The sequence below is a fragment of the Rhizobacter sp. P5_C2 genome, assembly GCF_054049715.1.
The window spans coordinates 14,211-29,728 of record NZ_JBFULV010000084.1 but is presented as its reverse complement, the minus strand read 5'-3'; the positions used below and the strand labels follow the sequence as shown (position 1 = coordinate 29,728).

Annotated in this window: 16 protein-coding genes; 5 read left to right on the top strand and 11 right to left on the bottom strand. The window is 70.7% G+C overall.

Annotation, left to right across the window (positions count from 1 at the left end):
- Together ACXJLU_RS25110 and ACXJLU_RS25105 are read left to right on the top strand one after the other, a co-directional pair.
- Window positions 1-1,083 (top strand): glycoside hydrolase family 5 protein (locus ACXJLU_RS25110; RefSeq protein ID WP_457335684.1); only part of this gene is annotated, 1,083 nt, incomplete at its 5' end.
- 34 nt (window positions 1,084-1,117) lie between these two features.
- Entirely contained in the window at window positions 1,118-1,384 is a 267-nt protein-coding gene (locus ACXJLU_RS25105; protein WP_457335682.1) for a hypothetical protein, read from the top strand.
- Between the two features lie 21 nt (window positions 1,385-1,405).
- Here ACXJLU_RS25105 and ACXJLU_RS25100 read toward each other — a convergent pair whose 3' ends face one another.
- From ACXJLU_RS25100 to ACXJLU_RS25060, 9 genes are all read right to left on the bottom strand, one after another.
- A complete protein-coding gene (locus ACXJLU_RS25100; protein ID WP_457335680.1) occupies window positions 1,406-2,230 on the bottom strand; it encodes a class I SAM-dependent methyltransferase in 825 nt (274 codons plus the stop codon).
- On the bottom strand, window positions 2,227-3,315 hold the full coding sequence (locus ACXJLU_RS25095) for a rhodanese-like domain-containing protein (protein WP_457335686.1): 1,089 nt from the start codon (window positions 3,313-3,315) through the stop codon (window positions 2,227-2,229). Before ACXJLU_RS25095 ends, ACXJLU_RS25100 begins: the two co-directional genes overlap by 4 nt.
- A gap of 14 nt (window positions 3,316-3,329) precedes the next feature.
- Entirely contained in the window at window positions 3,330-3,743 is a 414-nt protein-coding gene (locus ACXJLU_RS25090; protein WP_457335678.1) for a DUF6691 family protein, read from the bottom strand.
- An 11-nt stretch (window positions 3,744-3,754) separates the two neighbouring features.
- Window positions 3,755-4,198 (bottom strand): YeeE/YedE family protein, encoded by a 444-nt coding sequence (locus tag ACXJLU_RS25085; protein WP_457335676.1) that lies wholly within the window; start codon window positions 4,196-4,198, stop codon window positions 3,755-3,757.
- A gap of 98 nt (window positions 4,199-4,296) precedes the next feature.
- Complete coding sequence (locus ACXJLU_RS25080; protein WP_457335674.1) at window positions 4,297-4,962, bottom strand: Crp/Fnr family transcriptional regulator; 666 nt, start codon at window positions 4,960-4,962, stop codon at window positions 4,297-4,299.
- A 25-nt stretch (window positions 4,963-4,987) separates the two neighbouring features.
- Window positions 4,988-6,304, bottom strand: coding sequence for an ABC transporter permease (locus tag ACXJLU_RS25075; RefSeq protein ID WP_457335672.1), 1,317 nt, complete (start codon window positions 6,302-6,304; stop codon window positions 4,988-4,990).
- A 13-nt stretch (window positions 6,305-6,317) separates the two neighbouring features.
- On the bottom strand, window positions 6,318-7,484 hold the full coding sequence (locus tag ACXJLU_RS25070) for an ABC transporter permease (RefSeq protein ID WP_073466745.1): 1,167 nt from the start codon (window positions 7,482-7,484) through the stop codon (window positions 6,318-6,320).
- Window positions 7,481-8,173, bottom strand: a complete 693-nt coding sequence (locus ACXJLU_RS25065; RefSeq protein ID WP_073466746.1) for an ABC transporter ATP-binding protein — start codon at window positions 8,171-8,173, stop codon at window positions 7,481-7,483. The genes ACXJLU_RS25070 and ACXJLU_RS25065 overlap by 4 nt, the downstream gene beginning before the upstream one ends.
- A 37-nt stretch (window positions 8,174-8,210) precedes the next feature.
- Complete coding sequence (locus tag ACXJLU_RS25060; protein ID WP_457335669.1) at window positions 8,211-9,446, bottom strand: efflux RND transporter periplasmic adaptor subunit; 1,236 nt, start codon at window positions 9,444-9,446, stop codon at window positions 8,211-8,213.
- Between the two features lie 148 nt (window positions 9,447-9,594).
- Between ACXJLU_RS25060 and ACXJLU_RS25055 the strand changes: the two genes are divergently transcribed.
- A complete protein-coding gene (locus ACXJLU_RS25055) occupies window positions 9,595-10,158 on the top strand; it encodes a hypothetical protein (protein ID WP_457335667.1) in 564 nt (187 codons plus the stop codon).
- A 22-nt stretch (window positions 10,159-10,180) separates the two neighbouring features.
- Here the strand turns inward: ACXJLU_RS25055 and ACXJLU_RS25050 are convergent, their stop codons facing one another.
- Window positions 10,181-11,815, bottom strand: coding sequence for an FAD-binding oxidoreductase (locus tag ACXJLU_RS25050; RefSeq protein WP_457335665.1), 1,635 nt, complete (start codon window positions 11,813-11,815; stop codon window positions 10,181-10,183).
- Window positions 11,816-12,011: 196 nt separating this feature from the next.
- Here ACXJLU_RS25050 and ACXJLU_RS25045 point away from each other — a divergent pair, with 196 nt between their 5' ends.
- Together ACXJLU_RS25045 and ACXJLU_RS25040 are read left to right on the top strand one after the other, a co-directional pair.
- A complete protein-coding gene (locus ACXJLU_RS25045; protein WP_457335663.1) occupies window positions 12,012-13,604 on the top strand; it encodes a GGDEF domain-containing protein in 1,593 nt (530 codons plus the stop codon).
- A gap of 53 nt (window positions 13,605-13,657) precedes the next feature.
- A complete protein-coding gene (locus ACXJLU_RS25040; protein ID WP_457335661.1) occupies window positions 13,658-14,584 on the top strand; it encodes a YncE family protein in 927 nt (308 codons plus the stop codon).
- Between the two features lie 21 nt (window positions 14,585-14,605).
- On the opposite strand, the gene ACXJLU_RS25035 is transcribed toward ACXJLU_RS25040, so the two are convergent.
- The gene (locus ACXJLU_RS25035; protein WP_457335659.1) at window positions 14,606-15,478 is read right to left on the bottom strand and encodes a CPBP family intramembrane glutamic endopeptidase; all 873 of its coding nucleotides are present in this window, start codon (window positions 15,476-15,478) and stop codon (window positions 14,606-14,608) included.
- Window positions 15,479-15,518 lie beyond the last annotated feature (40 nt).

The following is a 15,518-nucleotide window of genomic DNA, read 5'->3' as shown; positions in this document are numbered from 1 at the left end:
GCCCCGGCCCCACCCGCGCCACCGGCGCCCGGCCTGCCGCCGCTGTCGGCCGCGCTGCCCCGCCTGCGCGGCACCAGCATCTTCCCGGACCAGGGCTGGACCGACCCCACCGCCAGCCATTGGCAGAACGTGGCCGAGCTGCCGACGGCGGGCGCCAACGTGGCGCGGCTGTTCATCCAGCCGTTCGACTTCAAGACCGGCGCCGCGCTGCTACCCGGCCAGCCGCTGGCCGCGCGCCTGCAGGCCTCGGTCGCGCAATGGGGCATGCTGATCGACTGGTGCCTGTCGAAGYGCATGCACGTGGTGCTGGCGGCCACGCTCGACATCAACTGGCCGAGCCGCGGCGTGTGGCCCGATGACGGCCGCGCGCTGTGGTCCGACCCGTCGGCACAGGCCGAGTTCGTCGAGGCCTGGGGCGAGCTGGCACAGCAGTACCTCGGCGTGCAAGGCATCGTGTTCGACCTGCTGAACGAGCCGCAGGGGCGCACCGCTGGTGAGATCGACAACAACCACGCGGCGGCCAAGGACGCGTGGAACCTGCTGCACCAGCTCGCGCTGGCGCAGATCCGGCACGTGGATGCCGACCGCTGGGTGATCGTGCAGCCGGTGTGGGGCGACCAGAAGAACTTCGCCGACCTGCAGCCCAATGGCGACGCGAAGACGGTCTACAGCTTCCACCACTACGGCCCGCACTACTTCACGCACCAGGGCGAAGGCGGCTTCCCGGCGGCAGGAACGGTGGGCTACCCTGGCGTCATCCGCGACAACGACTCCACCGCGCCGCAGCTGTGGAACAAGGCGGCGCTGGCCATCGACATGCAGCCGGCACTCGACTACGCCGCCACGCACTCGGTGCGGATGATGCTGGGCGAGGTCGGCTGCACCCGCGCGGCGCCGCCGGCCGACCGCGGGCGCTGGGTGGCCGACGCGATGTCGCTGGCCGAGGCGGCCGGGCTGGACATCGTCTACTACCAGTACGACGGCTGGGGCGTGCCGGGCGATTTCGCGGCCGGCTGGGCGTTCGAGAACTCGTCGGTCACCGACACGGTGCTGGCCTCGTTCGCGTTGAACAAGACGGCCTGACTGGCTACAGTCGTTGATTCAGCGGGACCCCACCATGACGCTCGACCAATTGCACGCCGTGAAGCAGTGGCATGTCGGCCACCGCGAGCTGCAGCCGGTCGAGTACCACACCTGGGATGCCGTGCTGACGCTCTGGGTGATGGGCTGGATGGGGCTGCCGGCCTCGCTGCTGCTGCGCCAGCCGGTCGCGGTCGGCGCGTGCATGCTGCTGTTCTTCGTGCCCGGGCGCTATGTGGCGCTGCGGCGCTGGCTGCACCGGGCCCGGCGGCTGCGTTGCGACTGGCTGACCTCGCTGCGCTGAGGCGCGCTCACGCCACCGCGGCTACGTGTCCTTGCGCACCGCGACGACGTGCGCCTGGATCTGCCCGTCGACCGCACCCCGCCCGAAGCGCGCGGCCAGCGCCTCGGCGCAAGCCGTCGTCGCATCGGCCAGGCCGCCGGCGGACCGCGCCTCGATCTCGTTGCGCAACGGCGTGCCCTCGCAGTAGGCCCGTGCCACCGCCTGCGCCGACGCGGCCCGGCTGCGCGCGGGCAGCGTCTCGACATGCACCGTCTCGCGCCAGCCCCCGGCCCGCAGGTCGGCTTCGATCGCCGAGCGCTCGAAGTAGCCGTGCGGCGTGCGCGCCATGAAGCGCGGCGGGTCCTGCGGCCAGCGCACGGCCAGCGCCTGTGTCACCGTGTCGGCAAACTCGTTCTCCTCGATGCGGTCCCACACGTTGAACAGCAGCGTGCCGCCGCGCCTGAGCACGCGCCGCGCCTCGGCGAAGGCACGTGCCTTGTCCGGAAAGAACATCGCGCCGAACTGGCAGACGACGAGCTCGAAGCGCCCGTCCTCGAAGGGCAGCTGCAGCGCATCGGCCTGCTGCCACTGCACCGGCCGCGACGTGCCGACCGCGGCGGCGCGCGCCAGCATCGGTGGGTTCAGGTCGGTGGCCACCAGCGCCACCGCCTCGGGCAGGGCCGTCGCCAGCGCGCGCGTGACGACGCCGGTGCCTGCTGCCGTCTCCAGCACGCTGGCCGGCCCGATCTGCGCCGCGCGGTGCGCCAGGTCGGCCGCATACGGCGCAAAGATCAACGGCACCAGCTGGGTGTCGTAGAGATCGGGAATCGAGCCGGCGAACACCGTGTCGGAACCAGGTCTGTTCATGGGCTTCTCCAGTGCGCTGCACCCTCCACCGGCAAGGCTTCGGCGTGCCAGCGCAGCATGCCACCAGCCAGGTTGGCCAGCTCATTGAAACCCGCTTTCTGCAGCAACACCAGCGCCTGCGCCGAGCGCGCGCCCGAGCGGCACACCGCCACCACCGGACGATCGCGCGCGATCTCGCCGCTGCGCGCCACCAGCTCGGGCAAGGGCACGAGCCGCGCACCGCGAATGTGGCCGAAGCCATCGCTGAACTCCGCCGGCTCGCGCACGTCGATCACCTGCACGTCCCCGGCCGCCAAGCGCTCGGCCAGCGACGTCGGCTGGATCTCCCACACACCGCCGAAGCTGAAGCTGAGCGGCGCCCAGGTCGGCTCCTGCGGCAGCGCGGCCTCGCTCTCGGGCCGCCCGCAGCGCAGGTTGGCCGGCACCGCGATCTGCATCAGCTTCGGGTGCGGCAGGCCCAGGTTCGTCATGTAGCCCTCGAAGTCTGCAAGGCTCGCGTCACCGCCCAGGCGCGGGTTGTAGCGGCGCTCCTCGGCCACGCTGGTCACCGTGAGCCCGCGGTAGTCATGCGCCGGGTACAGCAGGCAGTCCGGCGACAGCGACAGGATCTGCAGCTGCACCGAGCGGTACAGCTGCCCCGCGCTGCCCTGCTGGAAATCGGTGCGGCCGCAGCCGCGGATCAGCAGCGCATCGCCGGTGAACGCCATGCGTTCGTCGTCCATCACATAGGTGAGGCAGCCGTCGGTGTGGCCAGGCGTGGCGCGCACCTGCAGGCAGCGCGTACCGAAGGCCACTCGATCGCCATGCGCCAGCAACCGGTCGGCCTCATGCACACCGGCGGCCTGCGACAGCAGGATGAGGCTGCCCAGGCGCTGCTTCAGCAGCCACGCGCCGGTGACGTGGTCGGCATGCACATGCGTGTCGAGCGTCGCGATCAGCCGCAGGCCCAGTTCGCGCAGCAGGGCGGAGTCGCGGCGCACATGCTCGTAGACCGGGTCGATCAGCACCGCCTCGCCCGCCTCCGCATCGCCGAGCAGGTAGGTGTAGGTGGACGACGGCGCGTCGAAGAGTTGGCGAAAGACCAGCATGGCGGCTCCTCTCAGCGGGCGGCGAGCCAGCGGTCGTGGATCGCCATGCCGGCCAGCATCGCCGCGACGAACACCGCCGCCGGCCACCAGCCGCGGGCCAGCGCCACCAGCGCCGGCCCCGGACAGAAGCCGCCGATGCCCCAGCCGACGCCGAACAGCACGCCGCCGCCGATCAGCCGTGCATCGATGCGGGTGCTGCCCGGGATGTCCATCGCCGCGCCGGACCAGGCCGTGCGGCGGCGCCGCGCGATCGCGAAGGCCGGCAGCCCGACCGCGATCGCGCCGGCCATCACCAGCGCGAGGCTCGGGTTCCACGCACCGGCCAGGTCGAGAAACCCCTTGACCTTGGCCGGATCGGTCATGCCGCCGGCGATCAGCCCGAGGCCGAAGACCAGGCCGCTCAGCAACGCGATGAAGGATCCCATCGGCGCCGCCTTCAGAAGAGGTGCCGCAGCACGAACACGGTGGCGAAGCCGGCCCCCATGAAGGCCAGCACGTTCACCAGCGAGCGCAGCGACAGGCGGCTCAGCCCGCACACGCCATGCCCGCTGGTGCAGCCGTTGCCCAGGCGCACGCCGATGCCCACCAGCAGGCCGGCCGCGATCAACGCGCCGGGCCCGACATCGACCGAGACGGCCGGCCACGGCGCCCACATCCGCCAGGCCCAGGGCGCGAGGAGCAGGCCGCCGATGAAGGCCAGCGGGCCGCGATGCGCCTTCAGCGGCGCACGCGCCAGCAGCGCCCGCCACGGCGCCCCGACGATGCCGGCAATGCCGGCGATGCGGCCGTTGCCGAGCAGGTAAAGGGCAGTCGCCAGCCCGATGCCCAGGCCGCCGGCCAGCGAGGCCCACGGGGTGAAGCTGTTCCAGTCGATGCTCATGCGAGAACGCGGTGACGAGGCCGAAGCCGATCGGCGCAGTGTGGCGCAAGCGGCCGGCGGCCTCTGTGACCCAGGTCACACAGCCGGCGCGGCCACCTTCACAGCGAGACGAAGCGCGCCAGCGCCGCCGCGTCCAGCACCTCGATCTGCTCTCGCCCGAGCCGCAGCCAGCCCTGATCCGAGAAGTTCTTCAGCAGCCGGCTGACGATCTCGCGCACGCTGCCCAGCTCGTCGGCCAGCGCCTGGTGCGTGGTGCGCAGCGGCGATTCACGCGCCACCAGCAGAGCCGCCAGCCGCTGGTCGAGCTTCTGGAAAGCGACCGCCGACACCAGGGCCATCAGGTCGGTGAGCCGCTGCGAGAAGTTGCTGAACACATGCTCGCGAAACGACTCCAGCTGCGCCATCAGGCGCTTGAACGCCGCCGGCGGCAGCACGACGAGCTCGATGTCGCATTCGGCCGTGCCGCGCGCGTGGTACGGCGCGTGGCCGAGCAGGCAGCTGCTGGTCAGGATGCAGCTGTCACCCGGCCGCACCTGGTACAAGTGCAACGCGCGCCCGCTGGGCGCCGCCTTGACGATGCGCACGCTGCCCGACAGCAGCAGCGGAAAGCCCCGGCACGGCTGGTTCTCGTCGAACATCAGGCTGCAGGCCGGCATGCGCAGCAGCGCGGCGTCGGCCAGCAGCTCCGCCAGCTGCGCGGTGGGCAACTCGCGCAGCATCGGGTAGCGCTGCAGCACCAGGGCCTGGGTTGCGGCATCGATCATCGCCCCGCCTTCGGCTGCACCCCGCTCAGAGCTCGCGCAACGCGGTCGTCACCGGCAGCCGCGCCGCGCGCACCGCCGGGAACAGCCCGCCGATGAAGCCGATCGCGAGCGCCCATTTGAGCCCCGTCCACAGCAGGTCGGGCGACACCCGCAGCGCAAAACTCAGCTTGCCGACCGAGCCGGCCGCCATCGTCGACGCGCCGTAGCCGTCGAACACCCCCCACGCCAGCAGCCCGCCGAGCACGCCGCCGAGCAGCGCCAGCAGCATCGTCTCGAGCATCACCGCCACCACCACCGGCAGGCCCGAGAAGCCGATCGCGCGCAGCGTCGCGATCTCGCGTGCCCGCGCCGCCACCGCGGCGAACATCGTGTTCAGCGCACCGAACATCGCGCCGATCGCCATGATCGAGCCGACCGTGATGCCGATGATGCGCAGCACCTTGGTCACGCCTTCGGATTGCTTGCTGAAGTAGTCGAGCGTGGTCGTCACGTCGACCTGCAGCTGCGGGTTCGATTCGAGCGCGGCCTTCAGCGTCTTGAAGGACTGCGGATCGGCCAGCCGCGCCGTCACCGAGGTGCGGCTGGCGGCGCGGCGGTAGGTGTCGGCGACCACGTTGCCGTCGGCCCAGATCTCGGATTCGAGCGCGTCGCCGGTCGCGAACACGCCGGCCACCGTCCAGGTCTGCGCGCCCAGGCGCACCGTGCCGCCCGGCACCAGCCCGGCGAACTGCCGTGCCGCGCCCTGCCCCACCACCAGCTCGCGCAGGCCCGGCCCGAAAGCCTTGCCGGCGATGATCTTCGCCTGCGGGCGCACCGCCCAGGCCCGCTCGCCGACGCCGCGCAGCTGCACGCTGCCGGTTTCATCGGGCGCGCCGCCCTTCACCGGCAGGTTGGCCGCCACCACCAGCTCTTCGGAGGCCAGCGGCTCGCCCTTGTCGTTGCGCGCGATGCCGTCGGCCTGCTGGATCAGCGCGATGCTGTCGCGCGTCAGCACCGACGACACCTCCGACGCCGAGCCGCCGCGCATCACGATCACGCTGTCGGTGCTGCCCGTGCGGCGCAGCGTCTCGGCATAGCCCTCGGCCATCGACAGCAGCGAGACCAGCACGCCGACCACGCCGGCGATGCCGACCACGATCACGCCCGAGGCGCCCAGCCGCTGCGTCAGCGTGCTGATGCCGACGTTGGCCACCGACAGCGTCTGCCGGCCGCGCCGCGTCAGCAGCAGCCAGCCGGCCAGCAGCACCGCCAGCGCCAGCGCGCCCGGCCACGGCAGCATCACCCACGCCGCCAGCACGAGCGCCAGCAGAACGAACAAGCCCACATTGATCAACCAGTTCACGCGCATCTCCCGTTCAGCGGCCCGCGAGGGCATCGACGATGTTCAGGCGCATCGCGTTCCAGGCCGGCAAGGCGCCCACCACGATGCCGATGCCGGCCATCAGCGCAAGGCCGAGCACCCAGCTGCTGGTACCGACCGACGGCAGGTTCAGCATGCCGCCGCTGCCGGCACTGACCACCGGAATGATCACGGTCGCCAGGCCCAGCCCGATCAGCCCGCCCAGCACCAGCAGCAGCACCGATTCGGCCAGCACCATCGCGAGCACGCTGCGGCCGGAGAAGCCGATCGTCTTCAGCACCGCGATCTCGCTGGTGCGTTCGCGCACCGCCTGCATCATCGTGTTGCCCGACAGCAGCAGCAGCGTGAAGAACACCGCGCCCATGATCGAGCCGACGATCAGCCCGATGTCGGCCAGTTGCTTCATCCACGACGCGGTGGCCGCCTGCTCGGTCTGCGTGCGCGTCTCGTGGTCGGAGTTGGCCGACAGCGCATCGATCGCCTTCGCGACGCGGTCGGCCTGGTTCACGTCGGTCACGCGCGTCACGTACCAGCCGGCGTTGCCCTGGTTGTACGGCGTCGTCTCGTCGAAGTACTTCCAGTTCAGCAGGAACATCTGGTCGAAGAAGCCGCCGGTCTTCTTGTCGGTGGCATGCAGGATGCCCACGATGTCGAACTGCCAGTTCTTGCTGCCCGAGCGGTCGGGGAAGATGTTCGACTGCAGCGGCACCCGGTCGCCCACCTTCCAGCCGAAGCGCTGCGCGAGCTTCTCGCCCACCAGTGCGCCGGTGCGGGTGCTGGCGAACGCCTTGCGCTCGGCCTCGGTCACCGCGACCTCGGGGAACAGGTCGAGGTAGTTCGGCGCCACCGCGAAGCTGAACACCTGGTTGTGCGGGTCCTGGTACGCGCCGCCGAACCAGTTGGCATAGGCCACCGCCTTCACGCCGTCGACGCGCTCGATCTGCTGCGTGAGCGACAGCGGCAGCGTCTGGATGAACGACAGCTTCGAGCCGGTCTGCAGCCGCGCCGCGCCGTTGGCGCTCTGCCCGGCCTGCGAGAACGAGGTGCGCACGGCATCGAGCAGGCCGAACAGCAGGAAGGCCGCGATGATGGAGACCAGCGTCAGCACCGTGCGCGTCTTGCGCCGGAACAGCGAGGCCCAGACGAGGTGGAGGTACTTCATGCTGCCAGCTCGGCCTGCCCGACGAGGCTGCCCTTGTCGAGGTGGTGGGTGCGGTGCGCGTACTCGGCGGCCTTCGGATCGTGGGTCACCATCACGATGGTCTTGCCGTGGTCGCGGTTCAGCACGCGCAGCAGGCCCAGCACGTCTTCGGCCGACTGGCGGTCGAGGTCGCCGGTGGGTTCGTCGCAGACCAGCAGCATCGGGTCGGAGACGATGGCGCGCGCGATCGACACCCGCTGCTGCTGGCCGCCCGACAGCTCGGTCGGCTTGTGCGACGCGCGGTCGGCCAGCCCCACCAGCTGCAGCGCGATGGCCGCGCGCTTCTTGCGCTCGGCGGACGACAGCTTGGTCAGCAGCAGCGGCAACTCGACGTTGCGCTGCGCCGACAGCATCGGCATCAGGTTGTAGAACTGGAACACGAAGCCGACGCGCGACGCGCGCCACTTGGCCAGGGCCGCCGACTTCAGCTGGTCGATGCGCTGGCCGCCGACGCTGATGCTGCCGCCGGTGGGCACGTCGAGCCCGCCGATCAGGTTCAGCAGCGTGGTCTTGCCCGAGCCCGACGGGCCCATCAGCGCGACGAAATCGCCCTGGGCGACCTCGAGGTCGATGTGGTGCAGCACCTCGACCTTCTGGCGGCCACGCTCGTATACCTTGGACAGGTCGCGGATCTCGATCAGCTGGGCCATGGTTTCTCCTGGGGGTTCCGTCTTGTTGAAATGCCGATCACTCGGCGTCGTCGGCCTGCACGGCCGCACCGTCCTTCAGCGAATCCGGCGGCGACACGACGACGCGCTCGCCCGCCTTGACAGCGTCGGGCAGCAGCTTCTGGCCGCCGATGTCGCCGGCCGCCGGCTTCACGCTGCGCTGCTGCACGCGGCCGTCGGCGATGACGAACACCACCGTGCCGCCGTCACGCTGCGCCAGCGCCTGCGGCGGCACCAGCACGCCCTTGGGCGCGGGCGGTGGCGCACCGTCAGCGCCGGCCGCGGGCTTCGCGCTGAGGAAGGACACGCGCACGCCCATGTCGGGCACCATGCGCGCGTCTTTCTGTTCGAAGCCGACGCGCACCTTGACCGTCGCCTTGCCGCGGTCGGCCGACGGCACGATCGCGATCACGTGCGCCGGCACGCGCCAGTCGGGGTAGGCGTCGAGCACGGCCTCGACCGGCATGCCCGGCTTGACCTGGCCGATGTAGGCCTCGCTGACGTCGACATCGACCTCCAGCGAACTCATGTCGACGATGGTGCCGACGCCGGTGCGGGTGAAGCCGCCGCCGGCCGACAGCGGCGAGACGATCTCGCCGACCTGGGCCGCCTTCACGGTGATGACGCCGGCGAACGGCGCGCGCACGGTGGTGTAGTCGAAGTTGACCTGCGCCTGCGCGACCTGCGCGCGCGCCGCATCGGATTCGCGCCGGCGCGCCTCGAGCATCGCCGTCGCGCTGGCCAGCGCGGTGCGGGCCTGCTCGGCGCCCTGCTTCGTCGTCATGCCGCTGGCGGAGAGTTCGTCCTGGCGCCGCGCATCGGCCGCGGCCTGGGTCAGCTGCGCCTGGGCTTGTGCAACCTGGGCCTGCGTCGAGGCCAGGTTGGCTCGCGCGAGGTTCAGCGTCGCGCGCACCGCGCCGTTTTCGAGTCGCGCGAGCACCTGGCCCTTCTCGACACGGTCGCCCTCCTCGATCAGCACTTCGGTGAGCGTGCCGGTCAGCTGGGTGGAGACGGTGGCCTGGCGGCGCGCGGTGATGTAGCCGGTGGCCTGCAGGATCGCGCCGGCCCCGCCGCCGGCACGCGGGGCGGTGGCGGCCGCGGTCTTGACGGCGAGCGGCCGGCCGCCGAGGAACCACCAGGCGGCGCCGCCGAGCATGGCGAGCACGACCACGGTCGCCAGAACCACCCAGACCCAGCGCGGCACGCCGCTGCCCTCGTCTTCACGTTCGCGGTGGTCGATCCGCAGTTCGTTCAACAGATTCGCGTCGATGTCGCATCCCCTGGTCTGCAAGCAGCCGGCGATTATTGTCGAGACTGGCCCGCATCGGCCATCCCAACATTGCGGATTCGCGTCGACACCCGATCGCTATCCTTCGCGTTCCACATCCAGGGAGGAAACAAGCATGAAACCATCGATCCTGCTGCTGAGCGCAGCGCTGGCCTGGCCCTTCGCCGCCATGGCCGACCACGTCACCGTCAACTTCACCGCGCGCGTGCTCACCTCGAGCGGCACGCGGCCGCCGGTAGGTGCCACCTTCACCGGGGCCTACGTGTTCGATTCGAACCCAGCCGCCTACACGCAATGGCCGGACCCGACGCTGCCGGGCTACCTCGGCTACGAGACCTTCGCAAGCACCTACGGGCTCACGATGCAGTGGCCCTCCGGCCCGATCGATTTCACGCAGGGTGGCGGCGTCACCGTGGAAGTGTTCGACAACGGCACGAGCCCGTACCCGCTGCCGGTCGCGGGCGACGCGACGCTGTTCGGCGTGAAGCGCAGCAACGTGATCTACCGGCTGTCGCTGTTCGGGCCGGCCACCTCGTTCACCGGCAGCGCGCTGCCCACCGAGCCCTGGCTCTCAGGCCAGTGGACCAGCGGCACCTTCACGATCCGCGACCAGAACATCTTCAGCACGGTGCTGACGGCCGAGATCATCGGCACCAGCGTCAGTTCGCTGCCGGACTGACGGAGGCCGCTGCCGGCAACGCTTACTGGTACGGCTGCAACTGCGACGCCGTCCAGCGCGCGTCGAGCACGATCGGCTGCTGCAGCCACTGCTGCAGCCACGCCGGCAGCTCGATCACCGGCCCGATGCCGCCGCCCGGCGGCATCAGCGGGCCGACCTCCTGCGCGAAGCGGAAGGCGTGCGTCGGGTCGTACTTCAGCTTCACCGCGTACAGCCCGGCCTGCGCATCGGCCCAGTAGGCCGGGCCATAAGCAGGCTGGTCCGGCCGCGGGTAGTTCTGGTAGATCTCGCCGTTCCACATCGGCGCCATCAGGTCCATCCAGCCGAGCAGGAAATCCTGCGACGCCTGCTTGTGCGCGTCGTCGAACCAGAACACGTCGAGCACCGCATTGAAGGCCGAGCTGCGGTGCACGAAGGCGTTGGCCTGCGGCGGCACCGCGTTGATCGCGCCGCCGTAGAACTCCATGTAGAAGTAGGTCAGCTCGTTCGGCGCGGTGACGAAGTACTCCAGCAGCCCGCGCCACTCGGCGGGCGCGAGCGGGCGCGTCACGTAGCGCGAGGCCTTGTCCTCGCACGGCATCGGGCTGTCGGGCGCCAGGCACGGCATGCCGTAGGGCTGGTCCAGCAAGGCCTTGTTGAGGTTGTAGTAGCTGTCCATCGCGGTCCACTGCGTGATCGCACCCGGCAGGTCGCACAGCGGCTGGATCGCCGCCTGCCCGTCGGCCTGCGATCCGACATACAGCCCGCGCACCATCAGATAGGGCTGCTGCGGCTCCAGCGGCAACCCGCCCTGCGTGCCCGGCTGGTAGCACAGCGACACCTGGATGTTCAGTTCTTGCGGCAGCGCCGCCAGCATGTAGCCCGACTGCAGTGCCATCAGCGCGCCGGTCGCATTCTCGAAATCGCCCTCGCTCTGCAGCGGCCAGATCAGCGCCCAGCCGAACACGTCGCCGAGCGGGCGCAACTGATAGCGCACCGACAGCAGCACGCCGAAGTTGCCGCCGGTGCCGCCGCGCATCGCCCACCACAGGTCGGTGTTGGCGACCGAACTCGCGGTGACGACGCGGCCGTTGGCCAGCATCACCCGCATGTCGATCACGTTGTCGCAGTTCATCCCGAAGGTGACCGACGTGAAGCCGTAGCCGCCGCCCTGCAGGTAGCCGCCGATGCAGACGTCCTGGCACTCGCCGCCCGGCACGTGCAGCCCGGCCTGGTCGAGCGCGAGGTCGAGCTTGCTGAACGGGCAACCGGTGCCGACAGTGGCGGTCTGCGCCGCGGCGTCGATCGTGACCTCGTTCAGCGCGCTGACGTCGATCAGCACGCCGTAGCCGGCCGAGAAGCCGGCCGTGCAGTGGCCGCCGGAGCGCACGGTGAACGGCAGGATCACGTCCTGCGCGAGCTTCAGCGCGATCGCGACGTCGCTCTCGACGGCGCAGTAGACGATCGCCACCGGGTAGGCGTTGAACACCGGGTTGAAGAGCTGGCGGTCGGCGTTGTAGTCGGGGTTGTCGGGCAGCACGATGTGCCCTTGCAGCGCGGCCTGCGCGGCCTTCAGCTGCGGCAGCGGGATCTGGTCGAAGGCGCTGGCCGCCAGCCCCTCCCAGTGTTGGAACAGCGCGCTATCGCGCACGAGCTTGCGGTTGTGTTGAAGAGACATGCAGCGGAGCTCCCTGTGAGGACGCGGCAGCGTAGGCGATGCCCTGCCCCTGCGCAAGGCGCGGTTTCGAGGAAGTTCGCACATTGAATCCAGCGCCGTTTCCGCTAGCATCGGCGCTGGACTCCCCGCGGGGCACGACCCCACCCCGAACTCGCCACCGAACAAGCGCATGGCAGCTGACGCGTCCACCCGACCCTTGACGTCTCCAGACGAAGCACTGGCCGCGGCCTACGCCGCGCTGGACGACGGCCATGTGCAGGCGGCGCGCAACATCGTGCAGGCGGTGCTGAAGAATGCGCAGGGCACCGACCTGCATGTCGAAGCCCGTGCGCTGTCGTGCCTGGCGCATTGCGACCGCGTCACCTCCCGCCTGCGGCGCGCCGCCGAGACGAGTCGCCGTGCCGCCCAGCTCTTCGAGCGGCTGGGCGACGTGCACGGCGAGGCCAACGCGCTGACCACCCTCGCCCATGTCTGCATGCTGCTCGGCCGCAATGCCGAGGCCGTCGAGGCGGCGCTGCTGTGCGTGCGCCTGTGCGACAAGCTGCCGACGCAGGCGCAGTCCGTGCTCGCGCACAACTGCCTGGGCCTCGCCTGCTCGTGGAGCGGCGACCACGACCGCGGCGACGCCTCCCTCGAACTCGCGATCCAGGCCGCGCGCCGCTGCGTGCCGCCGGTCAGCATCTACCAGCCGCGCCTGAACCAGGTGTGGATCGAGGCCTCGCGCCTGCTCGACGAGCGCTACCAGACCGGCCGCATCGCCAGCCTCGCGCGCATGGACAGCCTGATGCGCGAGTGCCGCGAGCTCGAACTCGCCGGCAACGGCCTGGCGGTGCTGCCGGGGCTGCAGACGATGGCGAAGACGATCTCGCTCGCGTCGTCCGGCGTGCTGGCGGCCTGGCAAGGCGACCTGGCCGGCGCCCGGCTCGCGATCGAGGCCGCCGCCCGTTCGCTGACCGGCACGATGACCTGGCTCGACTCGTTCGTGCGCTGGTGCATCGCCGAGCTGGCGATGGCGCAACACGACTGGGAGACGGCCGAGCGCGAGCTGATCGAGATGCGCGAGATGGCGCTGGCCGTCGAGCACGAGCAGCTGGCGTGCCGGGCCCACCTGGTGCTCGCGCAGGTCTTCGAGCGGCAGGGCAAGCATGTGCTGGCGCAGCGCGAGCACCGGGCGCTGCGCCGCCGCGAGCAGCGGGTGGTGGCCGAAGGCATGAGCAGCCGCGAATCGATGGTGGCGTGGCAGCTCGGCGCGCGCCAGAGCGAGCGCCACCTGCAGCAGGCGCTGGTGGTGTCGAAGCAGTTCGAACGCTGGTCGCTGGAAGACGCGCTGACCGGCCTCGCGAACCGGCGGCATCTCGAGCAGCAACTGGCCGCGCGGCTGCAGGCGCTGCAGTCCGAGCAACGCCCGCTGACCGTCGCGATGGTCGACGTCGACAAGTTCAAGTCGGTCAACGACCGCTTCACGCACAGCATCGGCGACCGCGTGCTGAAGACGGTGGCCGCGCTGATGGCCTCGCAGGTGCGCGACGGCGACCTGCCGGCACGCTGGGCCGGCGACGAATTCGTGATCCTGTTCCCCGACACCACCGAGGACGAAGCGCAGCCGGTGTGCGAGCGCATCCGCGCGGCGGTCTCGGGCTTCGACTGGGAGTCGATCGCGCCTGGCCTGCGGCTGTCGGTCAGCATCGGGCTCGGTGAGGCCCGCGAAGGCGATACGATCGAGTCGGCACTGCACCGCAGCGATGCATCGATGTACAGCGTGAAGCCGACCGAGTCGACGCACGCCTGAGCCGACGGGGCCCCTGATGGCCCCGTTTTCCTGACCCACTTTTCCCACCCCCCATGACACGACGTCCTTTCCTCGCCAGCGCGCTGGCCGTTCTGCTGATCAGCCTGTCCGCCTGCGGTGGCGGTGGCGACGAAGCCGGCAATTCGTCCGGCAACGACGGCACCAAGGTGCTGTTCGTGCCCGACAAGGCGCATGCCGTCGTCGGCGCGCTGTCGACGCTGTCGCCGGCCGTGGGCAGCGTCAAGATCGACACCTTCGCGTTCAGCGCGTTCTCGGGCGACAACCTGCAGTACGACCCGGTGCGCGACGAGCTGTACGGCGCAACGCTTGCGGCCGCGCAGGTCAGCATCTCGGTCTACGGCTCGGCGAGCCGCGGCTCGGCCGGCGCCGCGCTGGTGCGTTCGTTCAAGCTGCCGGCCGACGTCGTCCGCGCGAACTGGCTGACGCTCGACCGCGCCACCGGCACGCTGTACATCTCGACGAACCGCCAGGCCGACAACACGCTGCTGGTCTACAAGAACGCGTCCACCTTGACCGGCACGCCGACGCCGGATCGAAACCAGGCGTTCAATGGGCTCCTGCAGCCGACCTTCGACTTCACGCGCGGCATCATCTACGCTGGCCAATCCCGGCTCGCCCTCGCGACCGGCCAGCAGATCGCCACGCTGCCGGCACTGCCGGTCGGCGGCACCTCGATCGCGATCGATTCGCAGCGCGACGTGCTCTACCTCGCCAACTCGACCGACAACACGCTGCGCGTCATCACGCAGGCGAGCACCGCCAATGCCGCGATCGTTGCGACGCTGCCGGTGCCCGGCATCCAGTACGTGACGGTCGACCCGGCGAACAACCGCCTGTACGCGAGCGTGCTCGCGACCGCGTTCGTGTTCGAGAACGCCAGCACGATCCGCGGCGATGCCGCGACGGCCTCCACGATCACGTCGGCAGGCTCGACGCTGGGCGGCGTGGCATTCCGCTGAACGAAGGCCGACGGCGCCAGCTCAGGCGCGCAGCAGGGCCGGGTAGGTGAACGCCACGAAGTGCACCGCATTGACCGCGAAGTGCACGGCGATGGCGGCTTCGATGCGCCGCGTGGCGTGCCAGGCGGCGCCGTAGCCCAGGCCGGCGACGGTCGCGAGCCCCGCCAGTGCCGCGCCGCCCGGCGCATGGACGGCGCCGAACAGCAGGCTGGCCGCGATCAGCGGCAGCCACTTCAGCGCGGGCCGGTCGCGCACCGGCGCCCAGTCCGCGAGGCCCTGCTGGACCACGCCGCGGAAGAACATCTCCTCGAGCACGCAGGTCGCGAGCAGGATCTTCAGCAGGTGGCCGGCGGCGAACCACGGCCACTTCGGATCGAACGCGACGTAGCCCATCGCGAGGCCGAGGCCCATCACGACCACCGTCGTCGCCGACGCGATCAGCAGGGTCGGCCGCGCGACCGCCTGCAGCTCGGCCCAGGTCGCGAGGCGGCGCCCGTAGAAGGCCAGCAGCACGAGGCCCGCGATGCCGGCATCGAAGCGCAACACCAGTCGCATCGGCGGCGCGCCGGCACTCACGACCGTGTCGCCGACGAACACGAAGGGCACGAAACCCGGCAGCTTCGAGAGGCCCAGCACGAAACACAGCAGCACGGTGCCGAGCTTCGCGGCGTGGCGCAGGCCGGCATGCCGGGCGCGAACCGAGGCGATCGCCAGCGCCAGCACCGCAGCCACCGCGACGAGACCGCGCCAGTCGAGCAGTTGTTGCACGGCGGCCGACAGCAGCGCGCCGCCCAGCAGCAGTGGCCAGGCCGCGATGCGGCCCCACGGCGTGCGGAGGCCGGGAACCCAGACCGCGATCACCGCCAGCCCGAGCAAGAGGGCGCTGAGCATCATGGTTTTGTTCTCCCTGTCGGATGCGGCCGCGAGTCTCGCA